Origin of the sequence: Leisingera sp., from assembly GCF_034669605.1 — a bacterium.
Classification (GTDB): Bacteria; Pseudomonadota; Alphaproteobacteria; order Rhodobacterales; family Rhodobacteraceae; genus Leisingera.
Genome location: NZ_JAXMOX010000024.1, coordinates 1 through 23,263, shown reverse-complemented (window position 1 = coordinate 23,263; position 23,263 = coordinate 1). Strand labels below are relative to the sequence as shown.

27 protein-coding genes and 2 pseudogenes are annotated in these 23,263 nt (G+C 59.1%); 9 read left to right on the top strand and 20 right to left on the bottom strand.

What is annotated here, in order from left to right:
- Window positions 1–3: 3 nt before the first annotated feature.
- Both VOI29_RS04895 and VOI29_RS04890 read left to right on the top strand, forming a co-directional pair.
- Window positions 4–1,044: a GlxA family transcriptional regulator gene (locus VOI29_RS04895; protein WP_323776381.1), complete on the top strand. Its 1,041-nt coding sequence runs from the start codon at window positions 4–6 to the stop codon at window positions 1,042–1,044.
- A gap of 307 nt (window positions 1,045–1,351) precedes the next feature.
- Window positions 1,352–1,630: a hypothetical protein gene (locus VOI29_RS04890; RefSeq protein WP_416361482.1), complete on the top strand. Its 279-nt coding sequence runs from the start codon at window positions 1,352–1,354 to the stop codon at window positions 1,628–1,630.
- A gap of 24 nt (window positions 1,631–1,654) precedes the next feature.
- Here the strand turns inward: VOI29_RS04890 and VOI29_RS04885 are convergent, their stop codons facing one another.
- The 4 genes from VOI29_RS04885 to VOI29_RS04870 all read right to left on the bottom strand — a co-directional run bounded on the left by VOI29_RS04885 (window position 1,655) and on the right by VOI29_RS04870 (window position 3,538).
- On the bottom strand, window positions 1,655–2,224 hold the full coding sequence (locus VOI29_RS04885; protein WP_323776379.1) for a hypothetical protein: 570 nt from the start codon (window positions 2,222–2,224) through the stop codon (window positions 1,655–1,657).
- A gap of 55 nt (window positions 2,225–2,279) precedes the next feature.
- A complete protein-coding gene (locus VOI29_RS04880; protein WP_323776377.1) occupies window positions 2,280–2,438 on the bottom strand; it encodes a hypothetical protein in 159 nt (52 codons plus the stop codon).
- A gap of 435 nt (window positions 2,439–2,873) precedes the next feature.
- Window positions 2,874–3,227, bottom strand: a complete 354-nt coding sequence (locus tag VOI29_RS04875; RefSeq protein ID WP_323776376.1) for a hypothetical protein — start codon at window positions 3,225–3,227, stop codon at window positions 2,874–2,876.
- On the bottom strand, window positions 3,224–3,538 hold the full coding sequence (locus VOI29_RS04870) for a hypothetical protein (protein WP_323776374.1): 315 nt from the start codon (window positions 3,536–3,538) through the stop codon (window positions 3,224–3,226). Before VOI29_RS04870 ends, VOI29_RS04875 begins: the two co-directional genes overlap by 4 nt.
- A gap of 783 nt (window positions 3,539–4,321) precedes the next feature.
- Here VOI29_RS04870 and VOI29_RS04865 point away from each other — a divergent pair.
- Window positions 4,322–4,510: a hypothetical protein gene (locus VOI29_RS04865; protein ID WP_323776372.1), complete on the top strand. Its 189-nt coding sequence runs from the start codon at window positions 4,322–4,324 to the stop codon at window positions 4,508–4,510.
- Between the two features lie 51 nt (window positions 4,511–4,561).
- On the opposite strand, the gene VOI29_RS04860 is transcribed toward VOI29_RS04865, so the two are convergent.
- On the bottom strand, window positions 4,562–5,296 hold the full coding sequence (locus VOI29_RS04860) for a Crp/Fnr family transcriptional regulator (RefSeq protein ID WP_323776370.1): 735 nt from the start codon (window positions 5,294–5,296) through the stop codon (window positions 4,562–4,564).
- 157 nt (window positions 5,297–5,453) lie between these two features.
- Here VOI29_RS04860 and VOI29_RS04855 point away from each other — a divergent pair, with 157 nt between their 5' ends.
- Window positions 5,454–5,690: a hypothetical protein gene (locus tag VOI29_RS04855; RefSeq protein WP_323776368.1), complete on the top strand. Its 237-nt coding sequence runs from the start codon at window positions 5,454–5,456 to the stop codon at window positions 5,688–5,690.
- Between the two features lie 286 nt (window positions 5,691–5,976).
- Here the strand turns inward: VOI29_RS04855 and VOI29_RS04850 are convergent, their stop codons facing one another.
- From VOI29_RS04850 to VOI29_RS04815, 8 genes are all read right to left on the bottom strand, one after another.
- Window positions 5,977–6,429 carry a hypothetical protein gene (locus VOI29_RS04850; RefSeq protein WP_323776367.1) on the bottom strand — a complete coding sequence of 151 codons (453 nt, stop codon included), beginning with the start codon at window positions 6,427–6,429 and terminating at the stop codon, window positions 5,977–5,979.
- A 185-nt stretch (window positions 6,430–6,614) separates the two neighbouring features.
- On the bottom strand, window positions 6,615–7,754 hold the full coding sequence (locus VOI29_RS04845; RefSeq protein WP_323776365.1) for an FAD-binding oxidoreductase: 1,140 nt from the start codon (window positions 7,752–7,754) through the stop codon (window positions 6,615–6,617).
- The gene (locus VOI29_RS04840; protein ID WP_323776364.1) at window positions 7,747–9,243 is read right to left on the bottom strand and encodes a M81 family metallopeptidase; all 1,497 of its coding nucleotides are present in this window, start codon (window positions 9,241–9,243) and stop codon (window positions 7,747–7,749) included. Before VOI29_RS04840 ends, VOI29_RS04845 begins: the two co-directional genes overlap by 8 nt.
- Window positions 9,240–9,710, bottom strand: coding sequence for an arginase family protein (locus VOI29_RS04835; protein ID WP_323776362.1), 471 nt, complete (start codon window positions 9,708–9,710; stop codon window positions 9,240–9,242). The genes VOI29_RS04840 and VOI29_RS04835 overlap by 4 nt, the downstream gene beginning before the upstream one ends.
- 10 nt (window positions 9,711–9,720) lie before the next feature.
- A complete protein-coding gene (locus VOI29_RS04830) occupies window positions 9,721–10,467 on the bottom strand; it encodes an amino acid ABC transporter ATP-binding protein (protein WP_416361481.1) in 747 nt (248 codons plus the stop codon).
- 22 nt (window positions 10,468–10,489) lie between these two features.
- On the bottom strand, window positions 10,490–11,164 hold the full coding sequence (locus tag VOI29_RS04825) for an ABC transporter permease subunit (RefSeq protein WP_323776358.1): 675 nt from the start codon (window positions 11,162–11,164) through the stop codon (window positions 10,490–10,492).
- Complete coding sequence (locus VOI29_RS04820; protein WP_323776356.1) at window positions 11,157–11,876, bottom strand: ABC transporter permease subunit; 720 nt, start codon at window positions 11,874–11,876, stop codon at window positions 11,157–11,159. The genes VOI29_RS04825 and VOI29_RS04820 overlap by 8 nt, the downstream gene beginning before the upstream one ends.
- Before the next feature lie 100 nt (window positions 11,877–11,976).
- Window positions 11,977–12,771: a transporter substrate-binding domain-containing protein gene (locus tag VOI29_RS04815; protein WP_323776355.1), complete on the bottom strand. Its 795-nt coding sequence runs from the start codon at window positions 12,769–12,771 to the stop codon at window positions 11,977–11,979.
- A 154-nt stretch (window positions 12,772–12,925) separates the two neighbouring features.
- Between VOI29_RS04815 and VOI29_RS04810 the strand changes: the two genes are divergently transcribed.
- On the top strand, window positions 12,926–13,852 hold the full coding sequence (locus tag VOI29_RS04810; RefSeq protein ID WP_323776353.1) for a LysR family transcriptional regulator: 927 nt from the start codon (window positions 12,926–12,928) through the stop codon (window positions 13,850–13,852).
- 673 nt (window positions 13,853–14,525) lie between these two features.
- Here VOI29_RS04810 and VOI29_RS04805 read toward each other — a convergent pair.
- A pseudogene (locus tag VOI29_RS04805) lies at window positions 14,526–14,939 on the bottom strand (transposase); the annotation flags it as partial.
- Between the two features lie 9 nt (window positions 14,940–14,948).
- On the opposite strand from VOI29_RS04805, the pseudogene VOI29_RS04800 reads away from it, so the two are divergent.
- Window positions 14,949–15,252, top strand: a pseudogene (locus VOI29_RS04800) (UvrD-helicase domain-containing protein); the annotation flags it as partial.
- A gap of 534 nt (window positions 15,253–15,786) precedes the next feature.
- Here VOI29_RS04800 and VOI29_RS04795 read toward each other — a convergent pair.
- From VOI29_RS04795 to gstA, 5 genes are read right to left on the bottom strand one after another with little or no spacing between them, the layout of a single operon-like run.
- Window positions 15,787–16,194, bottom strand: a complete 408-nt coding sequence (locus VOI29_RS04795) for a nitronate monooxygenase (protein WP_323776352.1) — start codon at window positions 16,192–16,194, stop codon at window positions 15,787–15,789.
- Window positions 16,112–16,486, bottom strand: a complete 375-nt coding sequence (locus tag VOI29_RS04790; protein ID WP_323776395.1) for a hypothetical protein — start codon at window positions 16,484–16,486, stop codon at window positions 16,112–16,114. The genes VOI29_RS04795 and VOI29_RS04790 overlap by 83 nt, the downstream gene beginning before the upstream one ends.
- Before the next feature lie 26 nt (window positions 16,487–16,512).
- Window positions 16,513–16,746, bottom strand: coding sequence for a 4-oxalocrotonate tautomerase family protein (locus VOI29_RS04785; RefSeq protein ID WP_323776350.1), 234 nt, complete (start codon window positions 16,744–16,746; stop codon window positions 16,513–16,515).
- 3 nt (window positions 16,747–16,749) lie between these two features.
- Window positions 16,750–17,130 carry a nuclear transport factor 2 family protein gene (locus VOI29_RS04780; protein WP_323776348.1) on the bottom strand — a complete coding sequence of 127 codons (381 nt, stop codon included), beginning with the start codon at window positions 17,128–17,130 and terminating at the stop codon, window positions 16,750–16,752.
- Window positions 17,127–17,738 carry a glutathione transferase GstA gene (gene gstA / locus VOI29_RS04775; protein WP_323776346.1) on the bottom strand — a complete coding sequence of 204 codons (612 nt, stop codon included), beginning with the start codon at window positions 17,736–17,738 and terminating at the stop codon, window positions 17,127–17,129. The genes VOI29_RS04780 and gstA overlap by 4 nt, the downstream gene beginning before the upstream one ends.
- Before the next feature lie 109 nt (window positions 17,739–17,847).
- Between gstA and VOI29_RS04770 the strand changes: the two genes are divergently transcribed.
- The gene (locus tag VOI29_RS04770; RefSeq protein WP_323776345.1) at window positions 17,848–18,732 is read left to right on the top strand and encodes a LysR family transcriptional regulator; all 885 of its coding nucleotides are present in this window, start codon (window positions 17,848–17,850) and stop codon (window positions 18,730–18,732) included.
- A gap of 865 nt (window positions 18,733–19,597) precedes the next feature.
- Here the strand turns inward: VOI29_RS04770 and VOI29_RS04765 are convergent.
- Window positions 19,598–20,845, bottom strand: a complete 1,248-nt coding sequence (locus tag VOI29_RS04765; RefSeq protein WP_323776343.1) for a nitronate monooxygenase — start codon at window positions 20,843–20,845, stop codon at window positions 19,598–19,600.
- 104 nt (window positions 20,846–20,949) lie between these two features.
- On the opposite strand from VOI29_RS04765, the gene VOI29_RS04760 reads away from it, so the two are divergent.
- Complete coding sequence (locus VOI29_RS04760; protein ID WP_323776341.1) at window positions 20,950–21,816, top strand: LysR family transcriptional regulator; 867 nt, start codon at window positions 20,950–20,952, stop codon at window positions 21,814–21,816.
- Window positions 21,817–21,933: 117 nt separating this feature from the next.
- A complete protein-coding gene (locus VOI29_RS04755; protein ID WP_323776339.1) occupies window positions 21,934–22,431 on the top strand; it encodes a cytochrome b/b6 domain-containing protein in 498 nt (165 codons plus the stop codon).
- Window positions 22,432–23,263: the final 832 nt, after the last annotated feature.

The following is a 23,263-nucleotide window of genomic DNA, read 5'->3' as shown; positions in this document are numbered from 1 at the left end:
ATCATGACTATCCATTCCAACGACTTTGGCCCCGCCCCGTACACCCGCATAGGCTTCCTGCTGTTTCCAGGTTTTCCCATGGCCTGTCTGACTTCGGCAATGGAGCCACTGCGTGCCGCCAATGAAATCGCCGGGCATCAGGTGTTTTCCTGGTCCTTGGTGACTGAAACCGGCGCGGACGCAGCGGCTTCAGCCGGGGTTGTTTTTCCAGCAGAAACCAGCCTTGCCGGGATCAAAGGGCTGGACTGCCTGTTTCTGCTGTCCGGTCCGGAAGGTGAATTCGAAGATCCTGTCTCGGGGCATGCGCGGCTGCGCTACCTATCGCGGCACGGTGCAACTCTGGGCGCAGTGTCCGGCGGTGTCTTCCCGTTGGCGCGCAGCGGGCTTTTGTCCGGACGGCGCTGTGCCGTTCACTGGTGTTACCGCAGCGCCTTTGAAGCCGCCTTTCCCGATTGCCCAGCCGTTGACCGGCTGATTGTGCGGGACGGCAATGTTCATACGGTCTCAGGTGCAACCGCCATGTTCGACCTGTCACTGGAACTGATCGGAAATGCTCTCGGGCCGGACGCCATGAACGAGATCGCCTGCCTGTTCCAGCACCCCGTCATCCGCAACGGCAGTGCCCGCCAGAAGATCCCGGTGCTGCAAAGCGACCGCACCGTCGACCAGATGCCGCCTGCGGTAAAGGAGGCAATGGCGATCTTCACGGAGCACTTCGAAACCCCGGTCTGCATCCGCGACGTGGCCCGCATGGCCGGCATTTCGCCCCGCCAGCTAGAGCGCAGTTTCCGCACCGCGACCGGCCTCAGCCCCGGCGAGTACTACCGGCGCCAGCGCCTGAAGGCCGCCCGGCAAATGGTGCTCTATTCCTGGGATCCGGTCTCAGACATTGCACATGCGGTCGGCTATGCCAGTTCCTCGACGCTGACTCTGCACTACCGCAAGCTTTATGGCGTTACGCCGGTTCAAGACCGCAAACACGCCTTCCAACCGCCCGGTCGCCGCCCAATGCAAGCGGCGACACCGCCCCCGGGTGGCCTTTAGGCCCCAGACTTTGGTAACGGGTCGGTCCCAGTCAAGGGATTTCACGCAAAAAGACTGATCCCGACGAAGCTGGAGAGCGACATCTTTTGGCTTTCGTGCCTGATCTTCAGGCCGCCCTGTAATGAGGTACTTTGGCCACATGCTGCGGAATGAGAACGGCGGTGAGAAAGTCGACCACGGTAGCGGTCGGATGAACCTGCTGCAGGCGGCGTAAAAGTCGTCCATCTTTGCCCTTTCTTTAACGGAAGGGGGGAGGATCTTCACCGTGGATTTGAATCGCAAGGTTCGTCTGGCTTGCGCCGAGAGCATGAGCCAGCATGAAGCGGCCCGGCATTGCGGGATATCTCGTGACAGCGTTCGGGAGATTTTGGCGTTTTCAGTTCCGCCTGGCTATCGGCGGACTGCACCGATCCGGCGGCCAAAGCTGGACGGGTTCACCGGGATCATCAATAAATGGCTGTCCGATGATCGGGAGTGCATGCTCAAGCAGCGGCATACAGCCAAGCGGATCTCCGAACGGCTTCTTGACGAGCACGGTTTCGAGGGCGGATACCCGGTGTCGCACTTTCCCTTCCCGGGCGCCTGAATCCTCACCGGGGTCTCAACAGTATCATCGTTCATGGCCGGGTTGCCTCGCTCTGGGCGGCTCTGTTGCCGTACCGCCGCGCTTTGGAGAGGGGGGAGCCACCCGGGTTGGCATGCCTTCGTTTTCAGCGGCTTGGATTGAGTACTTTTCCCAAAGACCGTCTTGTGGAATCTCCCTGGCATCCCGGGCCGGCAATCCGCTTTCCGGCTCTGCCATATGCCAACCGGAATATAGCTGGCGGATCTGTGTTTCGGACACGCCGTCGGCCTTCATCACAAGGCGAACCATCGGGTCATCCAGCATTTCTTCAAGAAAAAACTGTGAGAGTTCTTTTCCGGAAAGTTTGTCCTTGGCGCGCGCAGTTTCGAGCTCGGCGAGGGAAACGGTCAGGCTCCGTTTCAGCCCGGGGTGGGAGGTGCGCGGGTGCAAATGTACGAGGACCGATGCTTTCCAAGCCTGAGGGTCAAGATGGCCAGGCGGCGCAGTGAGCTCGGTTTCGATGTCATACTCTCCTGCCGGGAGGGTCTCATCGAAACCCGGCACGTGGAAGGGCCGTGAGAACTCTGCGATGGTCTTGCTTGTCAAGTTCTCCATGAGCGCCTTTCTCCTTCGCCGGCGTAACTTCATTCCTGCCGTTTGCATGGAAGGATCACGCTTCCGGGCGGGCTTTTGTGCTTTTTCGGGGGGCCGTCCTGGGCTCTGGCGATTTGCTGGCAGGCTCTTCGCTTCTGGATTTCATCTTCTGTTTCGCAGCAGGTTTCAAATTCAGCAAAGCTGCCAATTTCGCCAGAAATTCTTTGAAAGACATGATTTTCTCCTTGGTTGTCCGCAGCAAATTCAGGCCAGTGATGAGGCACGAAATTTGCTTGCAGATGTTTCTGTCCAAAAGTTGCCCGCTTAACTCCAGAGCCTCCGGACGGAGGCTTTTGCCACTGTTTCCTTTGTACCGGGCGCCCATCCTGCACTGTAGGTCCAGTTCACCGGATACCGGTTGCAGGGCACCGGAACAGCAACGCATTTGCCGCCCTCGAGCCGGTAGAAAGGGTCGCATTCCCAGCTTCCTTCGAAACCTTTGGCATGAGCATTTGTCGGAGTGACGTGAAAGGCCGGCCGCGCGGAGGTGCGAGAGGTAACGGCCATCAATGCAGCAAAAAGCAGTACTAGCATGCAGGCACACGAGCGAAGCGGCGCGTTTCCCGCTGCAGACGCGGAACGTGCGTCAGGTGGACATTTATTCAATGGGTTACGATGCATCCAGTTCCAGCTTGCCCATGCACGCCTGCGCAAGATCGCGGTCAGGTGCCTGGGAGCCCGGGACAGTTGCCCAGCCGGCAGCCATGACAATATCTCTTCGCTTGTAGGCGGATGCCTCTCGGATTTCCGTCAGTTTTGCAGCGCGGTTGGTATCGGTTCTGGCAATGTCGAGACAGACCGGTACCAGCGCTTCAATCACTTTGTCATGGGACATGGTGCTGGCTATTCTGGTCGCGTTGCTGCCGGTCACCCAGCCGCCCCACGAAAACCCTGCGACAGCTATCATAACCGCACCGGCCAACGCACCGAAAATGCCGGGTTTTAACCATTTGGGTGTTTTCATCTCAAGTCCTCCTGCGGAGAAGGCTCCGCTTCGCTATCATTGCTGTTCCGCCTCAAATCCCGGTCGCGCCTGAGTGCCTGTTTCAAGGCGCTTTCGGAAACCGGGCGCAGCTCGGTCCGGCCCGCTTGTCCGCCCCTATTGCGGATCTCCAGATAGGTTGCCGTCCTTCGGTATGCCTCGAAGCTAAGTCCTTGGATCAGCTCTTCTTCGGCGACAACCTGGTACTGTCCGGCAGGAAGACTGTCTGGATAACCCGGCAGGGTGAATGCATTGAAGAACGCCACTGCCGTTCTGGACGAGCGTATGTTCATTTGGTCCTTCTTGCATTCCCTGCTTGTCTTGGCCCGCGCTTCCCGCGGCTGGACACTCCGCAGCTAGGTCCCGTTAAGGCCTAGCATTTAGAATTACTCTAAACCTTCAGAAGAGAGCCTGTGCTGACCGATGTTAGCGCCTGCAAATTTATTGAGTATGGTGGCCGTTACCGCCGCTTGAAGCTTTCGGCCGTAAATGCGCGCGCTGCAACCGCGAAGGACGCCTTCATGGTCTTCCCTTACCCGGAAGGCGTTCTACAGGGCAGTCAAATCTAAAACCGCCTGAAACAGGGAACGCCCTGACGGTCAGTCGAAATGACTGGCCGACGCATACGCCGGCGCGGCGGTCTTTCCATTCTTGCCTACCGGGTCTCAGCCAAAAAAGCAGCGGCGCCAATCCTTACGGCACTATATGCATCCACCTATCTGCACGACAACGGAAAATGGGTTCGCATGTCGCACCAGCAGACCCCGGTGGAGTGAGGCAGGGCGTCCGGAATTCCCATATTTGCGCTGTGCCGCCCGCCCGTTTGGGGCAATGTGTCACAACGGACGTCAGGCCCGGATTGAGGCGCGTGCGGAAACCAGCCTGCGGCGGAATTCCGCGCTAACCTGCGTCAGTGCGGAGTGGCCTGGAAGCAGGCTAGGTGATCCCTGCCGGCCAGTTACATGCCGGTGTGTTTTTCCGAGTACCCGAGAGGCGTGGGGGGCCTGCCGCCCCCTTAGAAGGTCTGCCTGCAGTCCTCGCTTCTGCTTCTCGGAACGTCCAGAAAGGACAACCGAATGACATCCGAAATCAACAAACCCGCCTTGACAATGACCGCGGTCAAGGCCGCCTGCGACAAGGCACCTGCCGGTCCCAAAAAGGATGCTGCCCTGAAGCATTACCGAGCCGCTGAAAAGGCACAGACAGCAAAGAACCACACCGATATGAACAAGGAGCTCGGCGCGGCGCAGCACGCACTCGGGTAACTTCTGGCATCCGGCTTACGGGACGGGCCGCGATATACCGCGCGGCCCGCCTTATTTCAGGAAAGGTCTGGCTTGATCCAGATAGGCTGGGTCGAACTCGGCCAATGCGACCAGACGGTCATAGTTGTCAAAGACCACTTTGCCCGTGCGGAAAGTGACAAGCCCGTCCTCACGCAGCTGCCGCAGGACGCGGTTCACATGGACCGCGCTTAGCCCGAGCGCATCGGCGAGATGATATTGCGTCAGAGGGCAGTCATATTCCGCTTTGTTGCCCATCCCAACCAGCTCAAGTCTTGCACCAAGTTCCAGCAGGAAATGCGCCATGCGTTCATCCGCGTCGCGCCGCCCGAGCCCCACAAGATGCTCAACCACCATCGCTTCATCCCGGGAGGCGGCCCAAAGAATGGCCATCGCCAGCCGCGGGGTGTCAGCAAATGCCGTTATCAGGTCGTCTGCTAAAACTTCTGCCGCTTGAACCTGCATGATCGGCTCGATGCTGTGGTCCGAGGTGTGAAGCAGAACACTGCGCAGGCCCAGAAAATCGCCCGGAATCTGAAAGTCGACAATCTGGCGCGCCCCGTCCGGCTGGATTTTGTAGGAACAGACCCAACCCTCCGACAGAATGTAGGCCGCCTGTTCCGGCTGACCTTGATGCACAAGGTCACGTCCTGCCGCAAAGGTTCTTCGGCGCTGATGCAAACGCTCCAGAACCGCAAGCTCTCCCGCCGACAGAGCGACGAATGCCATGAGCTTTCTAGCGAGCGGAGTGTTTTCGATGGCGTTCATGGCCTTTCCCGAATTGGCGCGGCACGGCTTTCTCAAGGAAACCAGCGCAGGGACTGCTTTCTATCAGTCCAGCATAGCGCAATTTCTGCGAGGATGATCAAGTTCATCACCCTCCACCTGCGGTTTGATGAGCGAGGCAAAGGAAGGATAGCCCAAGATGCCCGAGCAAACTGAATATGCCGGAATAGCGGCGCTAACGATTTGCGAGACGCTCCTGCTTGCCATGAACGACTACCATCTGTTGCCGGAACATGAGGTCGTGGGCGTCCTCCGCGACGCCGCCGCGAGCCACGAGAACGCTGCCGGTCTTGGCTCTAACGCTGACATGCACCGGGCAGTCGCCGATATGATAAACCAGATTATCGCAGGTGGAAACTCGGTTCGGCGGCCGTGATGCAGCCTGGCCAATAACACCTGCGGCCCGGGACAAGCCGCCGCGATGCAATGACAGGTTCGATGCAGGCGCGAGGTTTAACTGTTCAAGCTCATCCGGCCAACGCGCTATTCAAAGCCGGGTGCAGCAGGATCACGTCTGGGAAACAAACGCAACCAACCGACTTTGAAAGGAAATCAGATGTCAAAAGGTGATAAGAAACGTGGCAACCGCGAAGCGAAGAAGCCTAAGAAGGTCAAGGAGAAGATTGTCGCAACAGCCGACTTCACCAAGGGCAGGTCCGTGGTCAATGTTGGGGAGAAGAAGAAATCGTAGCGAAGTACGCTTCTAGAGGTGAACCACTGGGGGGCTCGGCCGAGTGGACTTCAGGCGGGCGGTCCAGTCTGAGACCTGCTGCGCCCCAGCCGATGGGGCGCAGGTCTTCGGACAGACGTTCAGCCGAGTCTGGGGTCACGTTCCACACCCGCACTGTTTTGATCGGGCTTACGGTGCGGAAAGCTTTGGGCAGTTGCGCCGCGACCTTACCGGCCCCGAGGATCAGGAGGTTGCGGGCCTCCTTGCTTGCCAAGTGTTTGGCCCCCAATGCAGAAGCGGCGGCAGTGCGCCGCGCTGTCAGAACCGAGCCGTCGAGCAGCGCCTGATGAACGCCGGTTGCCCGGTCAAACACTAGGACCGATCCGCCAATGTCCGCAGAGGGCGCGCGGCGGTTTCCGGTGTGGCAGCCACAATTTTCACGCAACCCACAGCATTGGTCCAGGCCGGCATCAGAAGCAGTTTGGCGTCTGACACGTCCTACATCGGCATCGAATGGCGGTGCCTGCGCGGCGCGGCCAGACCGCTGTCGAACAGCGCTTCCATCTGATTGATCAGGTCCGTGAACGGTAGAGCCTCTGCGGTGGCTTGGGCTTTAAGGATCTTTATGGCTCAGCTTTCGAAACGGGAGGGAGAGAAGATCGCAGCGGTCACGCCCGCGTTGACGACATCAATTGGCAATTCCGCGCCGGTCAGAAGGGCAGCGGCGATCTGGCCGACGGCGGGCGAGGTCTGGATGCCGTAGCCGCCAACGCCAGCCAGCCAGAACAGCCCCTCGGCCTGGCCGGAAAACCCGATGACCGGCAGGCGGTCAGCCGCAAAGGTGCGCAGGCCGGCCCAGCTGTGAGCCACATGGTTCACTTCCAGCGTGGTGCATTCGCTGAGGTAATGCGCCGCATAGGCAATATCGAGTTCCTCGGGCCAGGCATCATGGGGGGCGACCGGGGTTTCATCCGCCGGGCTGACCATCAGCTGGCCAGCGTCAGATTTGAAATAGAAGACTTCGTCGATCTCGTTTACTTCCGGCATTTCGGCGGTGTCATAACCTGGTACCTTAACGCTGATAGCAGTGCGGCGGTGCGGGATGATACCTAAGGGAGATGCGCCGCACATTTGCGCAACCGGATCGGCCCATGCGCCAGCCGCATTGACGACGGTCCGGGCGCGCAGCTCTCCGCCCGCAGTCTCAAGGATCCAATTGCTTCCTTCGCGCCTGGCAGAGATCAAGGCGGCGGACTGGCGGAATTCAGTCCCTGCTTTCTTGGAGGAGCGCGAATAGCCCTGAAGCAAGTTTTCAACCTCCACATCCCAGCAATCTGGATCGTAGAAGGCACCCTTGACCCAGTCCGGGTCGAGGAAGGGCATTTTCTCCAGTGCCAGCTCGACAGACAGAAATTCAACCGGTGCAGCCCCGTCTGGAGTGTTCGCCTGTTCCTTCTCAAAGACCTGACGCAGGTAGTCCGCCTTTTCGGCCTGCGCAATCAGCAAGTTGCCGCGCCGGCGCAGCAGGTCGACCTGGGAAAACCCTTCAGGCGGGGACGTCATGAAGGCGGCGCTGGCCTGCGTCAGCCGTCCAGTAACATCCGAATGGAAGCGGCGGGTAAACTCGGCAGCGGAGCGCCCCGTCGCGTGGTAACCAAGCGAGGCTTCCTGTTCCAGCAGCACAACCGAGCGCTGATTTCCGAGGAAATACGCAACAGAGGTGCCGGTGATGCCGCCACCGATGATGGCGATATCATAGATTTCAGTCATTGATCTGATCCAGTGGAAAAACAGGCCGCCGCAGCCGGGCATAGCTGCGCCGCCTGACGTCAGGCGTGCAGAGCCCGCCCGCATCGGTGACGATGATTTCCGAGGCAATGGGCGCAAAGGCCCCTTTGAAGTGCTGCATGGATTTCACCGCCAGAACGGATTTTTCAGCTGGTTCGATTCCGGCGGCACGAAACACGTTCTTGTCCAGCATCTGCATCCGGTCGGAAACGATCATAATGTCGATACCCTGCACCCGCAGGCAAACCGAAAGCCCGGTAGAGCCCGGTAATCCGGTGAACATAGGCCCTTCAAAGGTGAAACGGCCTTCGCTGACGGTCACGACCCGGCCGGTGACCTGCAGGGGCCCTCCGCCCACGGTTGGGTCGGTTTTGCCGCCGATGGAAAGCATGACATCAGCGCCAACCCCATGAGCGGCGAGCTCGGCCGCAGCTGAGGGATCATAAAGCGCCCCGGCTGCTGCGTTTTCAATCCCGGCATCCAGCATTGCGGCAATCAGCGCGGTGCAGTCGCTGTATGCGCCTGATCCGGGATTGTCGGAATAATCGGCGACCACAATCGGGCCGTTGCCGGGAGCGGCTTGCGTCAGCCGAGCAATGCCGTCCTCTAGCGGAACGGGCCGGTCCCATTTGTCCCTGTGCGACCATATCTGCGCGCAGACCCGGTCTGCAACAGCCGCTGCCGCAGGGGCGTCCGCCGCATATGTATCATGGGTCACCAGAACGGAGGGCCCGGAGGCCCAGACATCTGCATCGGTGAAGCCGGCGTTGATGGCCACATTCAAAATGCCAGGGGCTTCCATTTCTGTCGCCGCAAAGTCCAGCAGGCGGCACATCGGGCCGTCATCAGTTGTGCGTCCGTCATCGCAGCCCACTAGCATCGGCGGGCGGGCAATTGAAAGGCACGGCGCAATCACGCCCTGCATCGCCCGATGCAGCAGCGTGCAGGCTTCCACCCCGACCTCGCGCATATCCACATGCGGGTAGGTACGGAAGGAGACCGCGATCTGTGCCAGCTCCGCCAGCTCATCCGAGACATTGGCGTGCAGATCCAAGGTGACGGCCAGCGGGATATCGTTGCCGGTGACGGAGCGGACCGCGCGCAGAAACTGGCAATCTCCGTCCTCGTCGCTTTCGGTCACCATAGCCCCGTGCAGTGCCACAAACACCCCGTCATAGCACCCGCCTTCGCGCAGCCGGCGCAGGCATTCAGCGGTGATTTCCTGCCGCGCAGCCTCAGTTACCGGCCCGCCGGGTTCAGCATGGGCGGCGGTGATATAGACTGGCGTCCAGCCGCGCCCCTCGGCCACGTCGATTGCGCCACCCACTTCCGATCCGGTGCCGCGGAAATTTGCTGGGATCTCTTCTCCCTTGAAATAATGCGAAGCGTGAAAATCCTGCATCCCGGTACGCATCACGGTGAACGTATTGCTTTCGTTTATGAATTCTATGATAGCCACGCGGTAGGTCATGCTGCCGCCTTTGGCTGTTCTGCACGCGCGCCGATATATTCCAACGCCAGCGACGCCCCGAGCACCGCAGTCGCATCGGCGTGGTCATAAGGCGGCGAAACCTCAACAATATCCTTGCCAACAAAATTCATGTCCACGCTGCCGCGCAGGAACTGTATGATGTCATTGGGGCTGAGCCCGTCCACCACCGGCGTGCCTGTGCCCGGCGCATAGGCCGGATACAGACTGTCGATGCGGATGGAAAAATAGGCTGGGCGATTGCCCACCACCTCGCGCATCTTGGCCGGCGCGCCACGCCAGCCGTTATCGTGCAGCCAGTCGCGGTAGAGCACGGCAATCGGGTGATCATCGTCATAGAAGGTGCGGATGCCGGAATAGGGCATCTCCACATGGGTGCCACCGGGACCGGTCGCGCGCGAAAAGACACCCTCTTCCCCGAAGGAAAGAATATCGCTCTGAGTTTTCATGTTTCTGGCCTTAGTGGTTAATTACTTGGTCGAGGAATTTGCACGACCGCGCGTGCTGCGGATTGGTGAAAAAGCTTTCAGGGTCAGCAACTTCAACGATCTCTCCGGCGTCCATGAAGACGATCCGGTCCGCTACCTTGCGCGCAAAGCCCATTTCATGGGTGACGCACATCATGGTCATTCCGGCGTCGGCCAGATCGCTCATGACCTCCAGTACTTCGGAGATGGATTCCGGGTCCAGCGCCGAGGTCGGCTCGTCAAACAGCATGATATCGGGCTTCATGCACAGGCTGCGGGCAATGGCGACGCGCTGCTGCTGCCCGCCAGAGAGCTGCGAGGGGTATTTATGCGCGTGCTGCTCCATGCGCACCTTGGCCAAAAACTCCATGGCGGCGGCTTCGGCCTCGGCTTTGGGCGTCTTGCGGGTGTAAACCGGAGACAGGGTGCAATTGTCCAGCGCGCTCAGATGTGGGAACAGGTTGAAATGCTGGAAACACATGCCAACGTGGTCGCGGATATTGCGGACTGCACTCTTGCTGTTGTCCAGGACAATCCCGTCCACGGTCAGCTGACCTGACTGATGCGGCTCCAACCCGTTGACGCAACGGATCAGGGTCGACTTTCCGGACCCGGAGGGGCCACAGACCACGATTTTTTCGCCGCGTGCGACATCCAGCTGGATGTCCTTCAGCGCATGGTAGGCGCCGTAGTGCTTGTTCAGGTTGCTAAACTTGATAGCGATGTCGGAAGAGGACATTATTTCACCTTTTTGCAGCATGTCAGGCCATCCATTTGATGCGCACTTCCATCCGGCGCAGGACCCATTCGATTACCAGAACCAGCAGCAGATACTGCACGGCAGCGACGTAATATACCTTTAAATCAAAGGTTTCTGAGAAGATGTAGCGGGCCTGCCCCATCAGATCGAAAACGGTGATGATCGCCAGCAGCGAGGTCGCCTTCAGCAGGAGAATGAACTCGTTCCCGATCGCAGGGAGCGCTTTGGCAAAGGCGATCGGCAGCAGCACCCGGCGGAAGGCGGTCCAGCGCGTCAGGTTCAACGCCTGATTGGCCTCCAGAATGGAGGTGGAGATGGTATCAAGACTGCCGCGGATGATCTCAGCCTGATAGGCGGCGGTGTTCAGTACCAGCGCCAGCAGCCCGCAGTACCAGGCATCGCGGAAGAACCACCACAGGCCTGCCGCACGCAATTCCCGGCTGAACTGACCAACACCATAATAGACCAGAAACAGCAGCACCAGCAGCGGCATGCCGCGGAACAGATTGGTGTATCCAAGTGCCAAAACCCCGACGATACCCTTGGACTTCGAGCGCGCAACGCCAATGGGCAGAGCGAGGAAAAAGCCGAAGAAAATCGCCAGCCCCGTCAGCGATGCAGTGGTCGCAAGACCGTTCCACCACAGGCCTCGGAAGTCGAGCCACAGATCAAGCATTGGCGGTCTCCATTCTAACAAATCCTTTGGAAGACCGTTGTTCCAGCCGTTTCTGGGCACGCGAGGAGAGCGTGACGAGCAGGATGTAGACCGAGGCGACTAAGAGGTAGAAAAAAAACGGTTCGCGGGTTGTGTTAATGGCCAGATTGGCAACATGGGTGATGTCGCTAAGTGCGATGACCGACACCAGAGAAGTGTCTTTTAGCAGGATTACCCAAAGGTTTCCGAATCCGGGAATGGCATGTCGCCAGAGCTGCGGCAGGATTACTTTGAAGAAGGCGTTGAATGGTGACAATCCCAAGGATTGTGCTGCCTCCAATTGTCCCCGGCCCACCGCGTTCAAAGCCGCGCGCACAACTTCGCTGCCGTACGCACTAATCACCAGACTGAGAGCGATAAGCCCTGCCGCAAACGGGCTGATGGAAAAGGAACTGCCCGGCACGATCCAGTTCGCTGCCACGGAGATCAGGATCTGCGACTGAAAATATATGATCAGCAGCGTCAGGATCTCGGGCAGGCTCTTGAAAACCGTCGAATAAATGCGTCCGAGGATGCGGATGGCCCGGAATGGGGAAACCTTGGCCCAGTGAATGATGAAGGACAGCAGGATCGCCACGGGAAAGGTCGCAATCGCCAGAACCAGCGTAACGATCAGCCCATGCAGAAGCTCATCACCCCATCCTGCATCGCCGTAGGCAAGTAGAGAAAACACATCCACCTCAAACCTCGCGTCGGAAAAGAAACCAAAAAGGCGGGCTGTTCATGCGAAGATCAGCCCGCTGAGATTGCGCATGCCCGGCCAGGTGCCGAGCTTACTGACCGTAAAGCTGGCTTACGAATTGGGGCTGGCCCATGATGTCGAAGGCAAAGTACTGCGCGCGGACCTTGTCATAGGTGCCGTTCTCAATGATCGTGGCCAGTGCGGTGTTTACCCGTGCCTGCAGATCGATGTCTTCCTTGCGGAAGGCCAGACCAGCACCGATTGTGCCGTCCAGCAGGAATTCCTGACCGACAAAGTCACAGCAGTCGACGCCGTCCGCCATCCAGTCGCCAATGGTAAACTTCGATTCCAGAACCAGATCCAGCCGCCCGCTTTCCATGTCCAGGAAAGCTTCGCCCAGTTTCGGGTAGAGCTTGACCTCGCTGTCGGGAAAATACTCCTGCAGCACCTGGCCGGCAACCGACCCCGACTGGGTGCCGATCACCATGCCTTTCAGCGACGCCGGGGTTGCCTCTTTCAGGCCCAGATCCTTCAGCCCGGCAAAACGCATGGTGTTGAAGTAACAGGGGTCCGAGAAGTTGACCTTCTCCATGCGGGCTTCGGTGATCGCCATAGAGGCGGCCATGACATCGAACTTGTTCGCGTTGAGCGCCGGGATGATGCCGCCCCATTCATGGGTGCTCCACTCGCACTCAACCTTCATTTCGGCGCAGATCGCATTGACGATATCAATGTCGAACCCCTGAATCTGACCGCTTTCCGACACGAAGTTGAACGGCGCATAGGCGCCTTCGGTGCCGATATGAATTTTTTCGGCATGGGCCAGCCCGGCGCTCAGCGCCAGCCCCATTGCCGCGGCGGTAAAGGGTTTGATGGGTGTGTGCATGGTCTTTCCTCCTGGATTGAATTTTTTGTGCCGGTCCCTGATCCCCTCCAGGAATAGGAATTAGTTTTTTTAGAGATGCCGAAAGGACGCATACTCAGCACATAAATATTTGTTGGCTGTTGAAAAAATCAAAGCAAAAGAACTATTTCTAACTATGATAAAAACTAATGGCCAAACCCGAAGCCTTCGGCGCCTGTTGACCCACCTGCGCGGCCTGCGTGCCTTTGAAGCCGTGGCACATTATCAAAGTTTCACACTTGCCGCCGAGGAACTGGCGGTCAGCCAAGGGGCGGTCAGCCATCAGATCAAACAGCTGGAGGAGCGTTTCGGCACCCGCCTGTTCAAACGAACGCGCCACGGTGTTTTACTGGAACCGGAGGGCGAGTTGCTGAAAGAGGTCTGCGGCCGAGGCTTTGACGAGATTGGCGAAACCCTGTCATTGATCAGCCAACGACGGGAAACGCAGCTTCTACGGGTCCGGTCGGGTCCGTTTTTTGCAATGAAGGTCATCGCGCCACGGATCTCCGAATTTCTCAGCGCCAATCCCGGCCTGCAGCTGCATCTAAGCAACCTTGAGCCGGATTCAGCATCGCTGGGGTCCGAGGACGTGTTGATCAAGTATTGCGTGCAGCCGCCCGCAAACTCCGTATCGGTCGAAATCCTGAAGGAAAAGCTTGTTCCGATTTGCAACCCGTCCCTGACCGCGGAAGGCAAGGCCTATGACGAGATCATCGCTGACACAGGCATCGCCCGGCTTCATTACCGCGACATGAGCGACTGGGACGACTGGCTGAAACTCTATGGCGGCAACGGCCGCACGGCCACGCAGAACCTCATCTTCGATGACCAGCACACCATTCTGGAAGCCATACGCTCAGGCCAGGGGATCGGTGTGGCCGATCGTTCGCTGGTCCGGGAGGATGTCACCCGCGGCCGGATCGTCATCCTGTCGGAGAATTATCTTCGCCCGGAAACTTCCTACAAATTCATCTTCATGCAGGAGCGCGCAGGATCTAATTCGTCGATCAGGCTGTTCCGGGATTGGTTGGAAAACGAGGTGACGAAACTACAGGACTTTTAGCGTCAGGACTTCGGTAACGGGGACCTACCAGTCAAGCGGTTCTAAGCAGGCAAATTGATCCGCCAAAGCGGTTTCACCGGGTCTATTGTAGCCCGTCCTGCTTTCTGCCGCGGCTTTCGGCTGAGGTCCTTCGGGTACATGCTTCGATCCATGGTCAGCACGCTGGCTGCCAACATGATGCTGGTTCGTTGCAATTTCGATGCGCCCACCTCATTGGCGTGCTTGAAGGAAGCCAGCGACAGTCCTGACCTCCGCTGCCCGGCAGTGGTTAACAAGGCTAACCATGGGAGGGGCATCACCGGAACCACGCCCCTGCGGGACCTCGAAAGCCTGCGATCAGGCAGGCAGCGGGTGGTGCAGCATTCGGTCGACCCATGTTCGGCGCGGTATCCGGCTGGAAAACTGCGCCTTCGGCCCAGATTCGATGGAGTATCCCCGCAATACGGCGAGCCAAGTCAACCATCGCGCGCTTGCGCCCACGGCGCTCTGCGAGCTGGGCTGCCGTGCTCGGTGATCACGCAGATCGCGGTCTTGGCCAATGACATGTCCAGTCCGACAAACATTCTCATCCCATAGCCCTCCAAGTCGATCCGATACGGGGCGCGTCGGCAGCTGACCTGTCAGCATGCAAGCGGTAACGGGCGGTGTGCAACGCAAGCCCCGTTACAGCACCTCACATCCAGTAAGTGACGAGGGCGGCCAGCGCGATTGCTGAGAAAAAGACCTTCGGGCATCTGTCGTATCGGGTCGCCATGCGCCGCCAATCCTTCAGCCTGCCGAACATGATCCGATTGCGGCGTTTGTAGCGGCACTTGCCGTACTTCACCGGTTTTCTCCGCTGTTTCCGGTCAGGGGTACAGGCGCGTATCCCTTTGTCTTTCAACGCGTCCCGGAACCAGCCAGCATCAGAACCACGGCCTCCGGGCAGCCAGCCGGCATCCGGCAGGCTGCTCAACAACACCCGCCCCCCGATGTCGTCGCCGACTTGCCCTGCCGTCACGAACAGGTTGAAAAGGCATCCGCGGCTGTCGCAGATCTCATGCAGCTTCGTGTTCAAGCCGTCTTTGGTTCGCCCAATCAGGCGTCCATGCACCTGACCACCAGCAAGTCCAAGGATACAATCGTCGAGAAGCTTGGCAACAAGGTCCAACAGGACATCGTGACCAATGATCGGGAGCGAACGAACGTGCAGGTCCTGGCCGGGCCGGGGCCGGGCAAGACGCGGGTGCTGGCGCATCGGATCTCCTACCCGCTGCGCATGAAGTGGGAGGATCCGCGGGGCATTTTAGTTCTAGCCTACAGCAGGCATGCCGCCGCCGAGATCCAAGTGCGGCGCCGCGCTGATGGGCGACGATGCGACCGGTGCCACCGTCTCGGCGTGCGCGGCTGCGCGCATGCGAAGCAGGCTTTTGCTGCGGGGAAGGATGTCGGCGCCTATGTAACTATAGTTCTGCAATGGTGGAAGCCGGGCGGGTTTTTCACGGCATCGCGCGGTATCACGCCGGTGACGGTTCAGAACCGGGCCAGCCAGGAGGTTCTGGTTCCATTGGCATGTTAACTGGCCCAGGGCGTCCTGACCCCGGAGATCGAAGACCTCCTGCCGCGGGATCGGATCGCAGAGACGCACCGATGGCTGAAAACGCCCAGGCATACTGGCAAGTTCGTTCTGGACCACAGCGGCAAATCCCCACCCGAACTGAGCAGGCGGCGGCAACCATGCCCCCGCCTGTTCCAGTATAAGTGTTTCCGGCGCTTTCCGGATCACCGCAAGCTATGAAGCTGCCCTTGCCAGACACCGCTGCACATCCGCCGTGAGGGTCGCCAGGATATCGCTGACAGGCGGCGCCGAGCAAATCAGCCCGATGCCTTCGCCGGCAAAGGCGGTTGCAACATCCGGATCCCCGGCATCCTGAGCCGCCGCCCATTTAGCCGCTTCAGACCCGCATCCTGCCACAAGGCGCCCTCGCAGCCTTGCCATTTCTGGACAAACGTGTTGCGCAGAACACAGTCGTTGTAGCGGCCGGGCCTTTTGAGGCCGCGGACCACGTCCACCACCCCCTTGCGGATTGTGTCGTCCCCGTCGCCGCCAGCGCGCGATCCAGAATGCGCGGATGCACCAGCGACTCGCGCGAGACCCAGAACCGTGTGCCGATCACCGCGCCATCCGCTCCCAGCATCAAGGCCGCAGCCAGACCGCGCCCATGCGTGATACCGACTGCAGCACAGAGCGGCGCCTTGCTGTTCCGGCGCGCGATCTCATCAGCGATTTCGGGAACCAGTGCAAAGGTGCCGCGCGCCTTGCCAAGTCCGCCGGCGTCCGCACTCCAGCGCCTGACGCGCATCTGGCAGGGTCTGGACCCGGCAGATCAGCGGCACACCGGCGTCCCGGATCGCAGGCGCAAAAGGCGCCGGGTGGCCTAAGGACAGGAACAGTGCCGCTGGAATGCGCGCCCACACTTGATCAAGCAGTTGCGGCTGTTCCGCCAGCTTCCAGGTGATCAGCCCGCAGCCCGCACGGGCGCCCGCGGCGATGTCGAACTGCTGGCCGATCCACGCGGCATCCCAGTAAGCCCGCCGATCAGGCCCAGCCCGCCGCGCGCCGCCTGCCGTAAAGGCTATCGGAGCCTGGATCACCGGGCAGATGATCCCCAGCGCCTCTGTCAGCCGCGTCCTCTTTGCGCCTGCTTCCGGTACTCCTGCACCGGCAGGCCGCTAACGCCCCAATCCTCCAGCGGGACCTCATTGATCACCACGAAGGTTGTCGCCGGGTTTTTGCCGAGAACGTCCTGCAGCAGATCGGTGACCCCGGCGATCAGCTGCGCTTTTTGGTCTGCGCTTGGGCCGGTGCCGTCGGGGCCGCCTTCGCGGGTCACTTTGATATTCACATAGGGCATCGGTCAGTCCTTTCGCGGAACATAGGAAAACACTTTTGCAATGATGCGCCATTCGGCGCCGTAGCGGACAAGGGTGAGCAAATCGTGGAAGTCGCGCCCCATCATAGTCATCCGGGCGCTGACACGGGCCAGCCGGTCGCTGGCAAAAGCAATCTCCAGGATCTCCTCCTCGCGCGGGTCGCCGCGCTTGGCCGGCGGCTCGCGCCCGTCAACGCGGCGCATGTAGGTCTCAAGATCCAGATACAGCTCATCATCTTCGGTGGCGCAGACATAGGCCAGCTGCGGGTGGAACACCTTGCGCAGCATGGCGCTGTCGGCCTGATGGAGGCCCTCAAAATAGGCCTCCATCAGGTCGCTGACCTGTTTGTGATCGGCTGGGGTCATTGGATCAGCCCCTCTGCCCGCATTGCCGCCTGAGCGGACGGGCGGGACGCGCTGCGGCTCACAAAGGCGGCCAGCCGGGGCCAGCGGGCCAGGTCGATGCCGGTGAAATTCGCCCAGTTGGAGACCACGAACAGATAGGCGTCAGCCACCGAGAACCGGTTCGCAACCAGCCACTCGCGGCCATCTTCCAGCTGCGCCTCGATCAGATCGAACTTACCCGCAACGGCTGTGCGCGCGTCGTCTTTGCCTGCTTCGGATGTAGCCTCGCGGAACAGCGGGCCAAAGGCCTTGTGCAGTTCGGTCCCGATCCAGTTGAGCTGTTCCTGCATCCGGGCGCGAGCCAAGGTACCGGCGGCCGGCGCCAGGCCTGCCTCCGGGTGGCTGTCTGCGATATACTGCAAAATAGCCGCCCCTTCAGTGAGAATGCTGCCATCGTCCAGGCCCAGGGCCGGAACATAGCCTTTGGGGTTGATTGCGCGGTAGTCCGCGCCGCTATCGGTCCGGCCTACTGCGGTATCCACGGCTTCGATTTCAAACGGGCGGCCGGTTTCATGCAGGGCGATATGGCTAGCCAGCGGACAGGCACCGGGTTTGTAGTAGAGTTTCATGACAGTCTCCTGTGTTGAGCAATGCCCTCTGACTACCTCCCGACATGATTGATTGATAATATTGTGTTTTCACACTTATGATGAGAAATATTGATCATGATGAGGGCCCATGAAACACGAGCAGCTCCTTGCCCTGGAGGCGATCGTCGCGACCGGCACCTTCCGCGGCGCGGCTGATCGGCTGCACAAGTCACAATCCGCTATCAGCCACACCATCCGCCAGCTGGAAGAGGAACTGGAGCTGGAGCTGTTCAGCCGCGCGGCCTACCGGCCCGCGCTCACCCCGGCCGGCGAAATATTCTACCGCGAGGCATCACGGGTGCTGCGCCAGATGCAGGGGCTCGGAACCACCGCCGCCCGGCTGCGCGCCCGTGAAGAGCCGGAGCTGAACATTGCCGTCAGTGCGACACTGGATCTGGACACATTGCTGCCCGCGCTTGCCGGCACCGGGCGGCGCCACCCGGCAACCCACCTTCGGCTGCGGATGGAGATGATGGGCGGCCCGATTGCCCGGCTGATGGAGGGCAAGGCGGATATCGCGCTTGCGTCGCTCGACGGGGTGTCGCTTGACGAAGTGGAGGCCGAGCCGGTTTCGGAGGTGACCATACGGCCGGTGGCCAGCCCCGATCTGAACCTGCCGGCCGGCTCCGGCGCGATTTCGGCAGCCGAATTGCAAAGCCATGTGCAAGTGGTCGCAGCGGGCACCGGCGGTGCTGGGCATGACCAAAGCCGCGATTTGCTTCCAGGCGGGCTGAAGTGGACAGTTTCTGATCTAGCGGCCAAGAAAAAGGTGATCCTCGCCGGTCTCGGCTGGGGCGGCCTGCCTGACCATATGACGGAAGAGGAGCGGCGGTCCGGGGCTTTGCTTGCGTTAAACTTGGAAAGGTTCGCCGTGCGCCGGACAATGATTTTCAAGATGAGGCGCAGAGACCGGCCAGCCGGGGTGGTGGCCAGTGAGCTTTGGGACAAGATCGGGGAGGTCAAACCGGCCTAGTGCAGGCTATGTCCAGCACTGCGGATCCCGGTCATTGAAGCGGCCGCAGCAAAATTGCGGTTCGCATTCCCTCCAAGCTAAACAACTTCGAGCGACCGGCCCGGTGAAAACTGCCGCGCTGCAGCCTTGTGAAGTAAGTTTGCGCACCTGACAGGTGGCAGGCGGGTGAGTTTGCAAAGGGCGCTACCTGCGAAATGTTGACCTGCTGGGTTGTCCAGGCTGCTTTTGCAGCGAAGGTCTGGTTGGTCCGCCAGGGGTGAATTCGTGCCAGTCGCCGCGAATAGCGGCTCAGCCCTGGATCGGCCGCTCGTGCCCGATCCAACGAACTGGCAGTCTGAGCCCATTGTGACCAATGCTGCGCGATGCACGAATTTCTGCTCCGCTCAACCGCAGCAGGCGGGGCCGGAATGCCATCGACGTTCACCGGCAGAAAATGAGTCCCCTGACCGGGCGACAGATGCCCTTCTTGTTCAGGTCTCGCCGGCGCCCAAAAGTATAGGGTCGTGCCACCTCGTAGTGCTGGGCAGCCCGTGCCCGTGTCACACCGGCAGCACCGGCTGCCAGCAGGATTCCGAGTTTTTTGTTGTCGCCCCACTGCCGACACCGCTCGACGTCCGCAGCCTCGCTCAACATCGGCCCTCCCCCCAAGACACGTCGCAAACGTTTTTTTTGCAAGTCTCTTAGATTCTGCAGGCTCCGTTTGGCAGGTGGCCTCAACCTGCCGCCCCCCCATTTTCCAAGCGTTGCTCGAGCAAGAAAACCGCAAGTACCTATTCCTAGGTATCTTGCCGCTGAAAGGTCAACGACGGCGCAGCACGAGGCCATACGGCGCACCACGAAGTTCACAGGAAAATACTGGCTGGCGTCAGCTTGATTTGCAGTCTAGCGGCGGCAAATCCAGCAGCGTGCAGGTCAGGACTGACAACTCTTTCGACACATCAGACAAAATGGATTCATCGAGTATCGGCATGGCGCCATTGTGACAAAGTTCCCTTGCCTTCGCGACCATATCCTCTCCATGCTTTTCAATTAGCGCTTTTGCGTCAATCCCGGCCTGGCATTCCTGGCGAATGCAGTGAAGAGCCGCGTCCGAATACCCATGCCCTTCATTCTTCTCTGGTGCGGAGGATACCGCACGAAGGGCTGGCCTAACATCAAATGCACGGGACAACTCATCGACGATTTCAGCCGCAGGCCTAATCGACTGAATCTGTCCGACACCTTGACCGGCATAGAGACTCAGCTTTTCTGCCATTTTCGGATTGTCCACCTTGCGAATGCCGCCGCCCATGAAACGCAGCAAGTTCCAACCGCCCCTTCCATCGAGGGACCGATGCGGCGTGCCCAACTTCCATCCGTAAGAATACCCGGTTCTGAACTTGGGTCCATCCGTGTCGGTCTTGACGAGTTTCTCTTTGTAGGCATCGTGTGCATCGCATTCTAGCGATGCTAGAAAGGCGGTACCGCACCAAACTCCAGACGCCCCGAGGCATCGCGCCGCCCGCGCAGCACGGACATCGTTGATCGCACCTGCGGCGATGACGGGTCTGTCACCTGCAATGTCGGCCACCGCGGGCAGCAATGCCATCAGGCCAACCCGTCCTCTGATATGCCCGCCGGCGTCAATGCCCTGGGCAATCAGTATGTCGGCACCTTCAGCCACGGCCTTTTTGGCTTCGGCCAAGGACCCCACCTGAACCATGGTGACAATCCCTGCATCCCGAGCCCTGGGAATGACGTCCTGAAAATCGCCGTAGAACAATGAAAGCACCTTGGGGCGCTCTTCAAGAACAACCGAGAGAGCGGCATTGAAAAATTCGGGGCCGCCATATTGCGGCACCAAATTCACTCCAAAGGGTTTGTCCGTTAATTCGCGGGTGCGGTGGATCCATCCTCTAAGCGTTTTTGGCAGGACACGCAGGGCGCCCAGATGGCCAAGCCCGCCTGCGTTGCTGACGGCGGCGACAAGATCCGGCCCGCTGAGGCCAGCCATAGCTGCCTGAAAGACGGGAGTTGAAATTCCGCAGGTCTCAGCAAGGCCTGTTCCGGCTTGATTGCCCGCCGACGGCTGCCTGACCTTCTCACCTGTTCCCCAGTGTGCTTCCTGCTTCATCCAAGCAACCTCCCTTACAGTGAACTGCTGTTGCATTAGACAGGCAGCTGAACATCCTGTATACAGAACATAATGAAATAGTACGTTCTGTAAATGAGAATGAAATGGAACTCAAAACACTGCACACCTTCGCTACTGTCGCCAGCATCGGAACCATTGGCGGTGCGTCCAAGGAACTGAATTGCGTCCAGTCCAATGTGACGACCCGGATCAAGGCGTTGGAAGCGGAATTGGGGGTCAGCCTGTTCAACCGGAGCCGGGCGGGAATGGCGTTGACCTCAGCAGGCGTGGCATTCCTGCCCTACGCTCAAGAGGTCATTCAGGCAGAAGAACGCGCCCGCGCTTCGGTCGAGGCCTTCGAAAGCTCGGTCAGGTTGCTGAGGATCGGCAGCATGGAAAGCACGCTTGCAGTACGCCTGCCTGGGGTCCTGTCATCATTTCGCGCGGAAAACCCGGACCTTCGGCTACAGATCCAATCGGGGCCCACTGAAGAGTTGATCGAAAAACTTCTTCAAGATCAAATTGATATTGCCTTGGTTGGTGGAAAGTTCAGGCATGCCGATCTCCAGGGGCACCCGCTGTTCGCCGAAGAAATGGTGATGATATCAGCGCTTGAATTCGAATCGTTGGAGGACTTGGGCTCCCTCCCGGTGATCGTATTCAAACTGGGATGTTCCTACCGCGACTATACCCGGCGCTGGATGCGCATGTCTGGCCTGGCGCCCAACGAGGTATTCGAACTGGGGACGCTGGATGGCATTCTGGGATGTGTTGCATCCGGTGTCGGGGTCAGTTGCCTGCCGCGTTCTGTCGTAGACGGCAGCCAGGCCCGCAACCTGCTGCGCATTCACACATTGGACGATCCGGAGCGTTTCATCGATACTTATGCTATGCTGAATCCTAAGTCTGTCCGCAATGGCGCGGTGGATGCGTTTCTACAGACCACACGAACGACACTGTTTGCAAATTAAAACGCGGTCATTTGTGACGTTTATCATTCTGGAATTGTGATCGTATTCATCATTATTTCACGCTACTTGAGATTAAAGGCGCGCCGTATGGTCTTCTCAATCACAGAGGAGACCACCATGAAGCTCGAAGACACCGGCCTGCATTTTGGCCTTGTGACCGTGATCATGCATTGGGTGGGCGCCGCCTGCATTCTATCTTTTGCAACTGGCGTCCTGTGGGAGGCCATCACCGAGGCGAATGAAATCCGAAACGCGACATTGCATATCGGTGCGCTCACTGCCTGCCTGCATCTGTTCCGGTTGATCTGGCGTTTGAGAAACTATCACCCAGCCCCATTGGGCGGTGCTAATCCGGCCCAGGTTTTGGTTGGGCGCGGTGTGGCTTTGGGCATGCTCCTGGCCGGCATCGTGCTGCCGATGATGTTCTGGTTCAAGGAATGCGACGCAATCGCGTCCCCAATTGGTCAGACTTGGTGGTACGCGTCTCTATTCTGGATGGGCTTCACTTGCTGTCTGCTAGGCCTGCTGCTGCACCTCTTCGGAGTCTATACCCATGTGTGCAAGTTCAAGGATGACAGTCTGAAGCGCATGGTGGGAATAACCACCGAGCTTTGATCCGCGATGTCAACGGCCCTTGACCTTCCACTGAAGTTTCATCCAGCCGCGACCGGAGTCCGGTTGGTGTTTACGCTGATCGGCGCAGTTATCCTCGTGAACAGGGTATGTCTCGGTATCAACTTTGCTGTCGCCACCGCCAGTTGGCCCTGTCTGAGGTATAAGGTATGAGGTTAGGGCAAATCAGTCGTTCAGCGAGACGCCTTGCAAGATGTTCAAATTGTTTTTCTTCACTTCGGCTTGTTATGCTTTCCAGCTTGTATTCGAGAAAACCTGCATCCAAATCGATGTTCTCTTCGCCTCGCGAGGCCGAATACTGTTCCGGACGTCGCCCCCGCATAAATTCAGATGGTGTTGGAAAATCATCTTTTGACAACGCACTACTCACATTTCTTGGTTTTGCTCTGAGAGTGCCTCCTCAACCGAACCGTGTCCAGACGGTGTGAAAATCTCTCGCAACCAAAATGGGTGCAATTAACGCTACGGCTGGAAGCTGGTCAGAATTGCTCGAGTGGCACTGAGACGCCCAATGGACACCCAAAGCATTTTACAAAGGTGGCTAACCGACAAGACATGCAGTCAAGTTGCTGTTTTCATTCGATAAAAATGGTGTCCGGGGGCTGTTCTAAATCTGGTCTAGATCCGAGTGCAATCCGGTTCAGTTCCCGTCACAGGCACCGTCAGCACGGTAAGCACCAGCAATTTAAGGGTTATCAGCCTCGTAGAGATGGGGTCAACAGGTCAGGATGCATTGATTTCCGCCGCACTGCATGATTCACGGCTCGGAAAATGGAGCTGTGACATGAGCGATCTTTTCTGGCTGACCGACGAG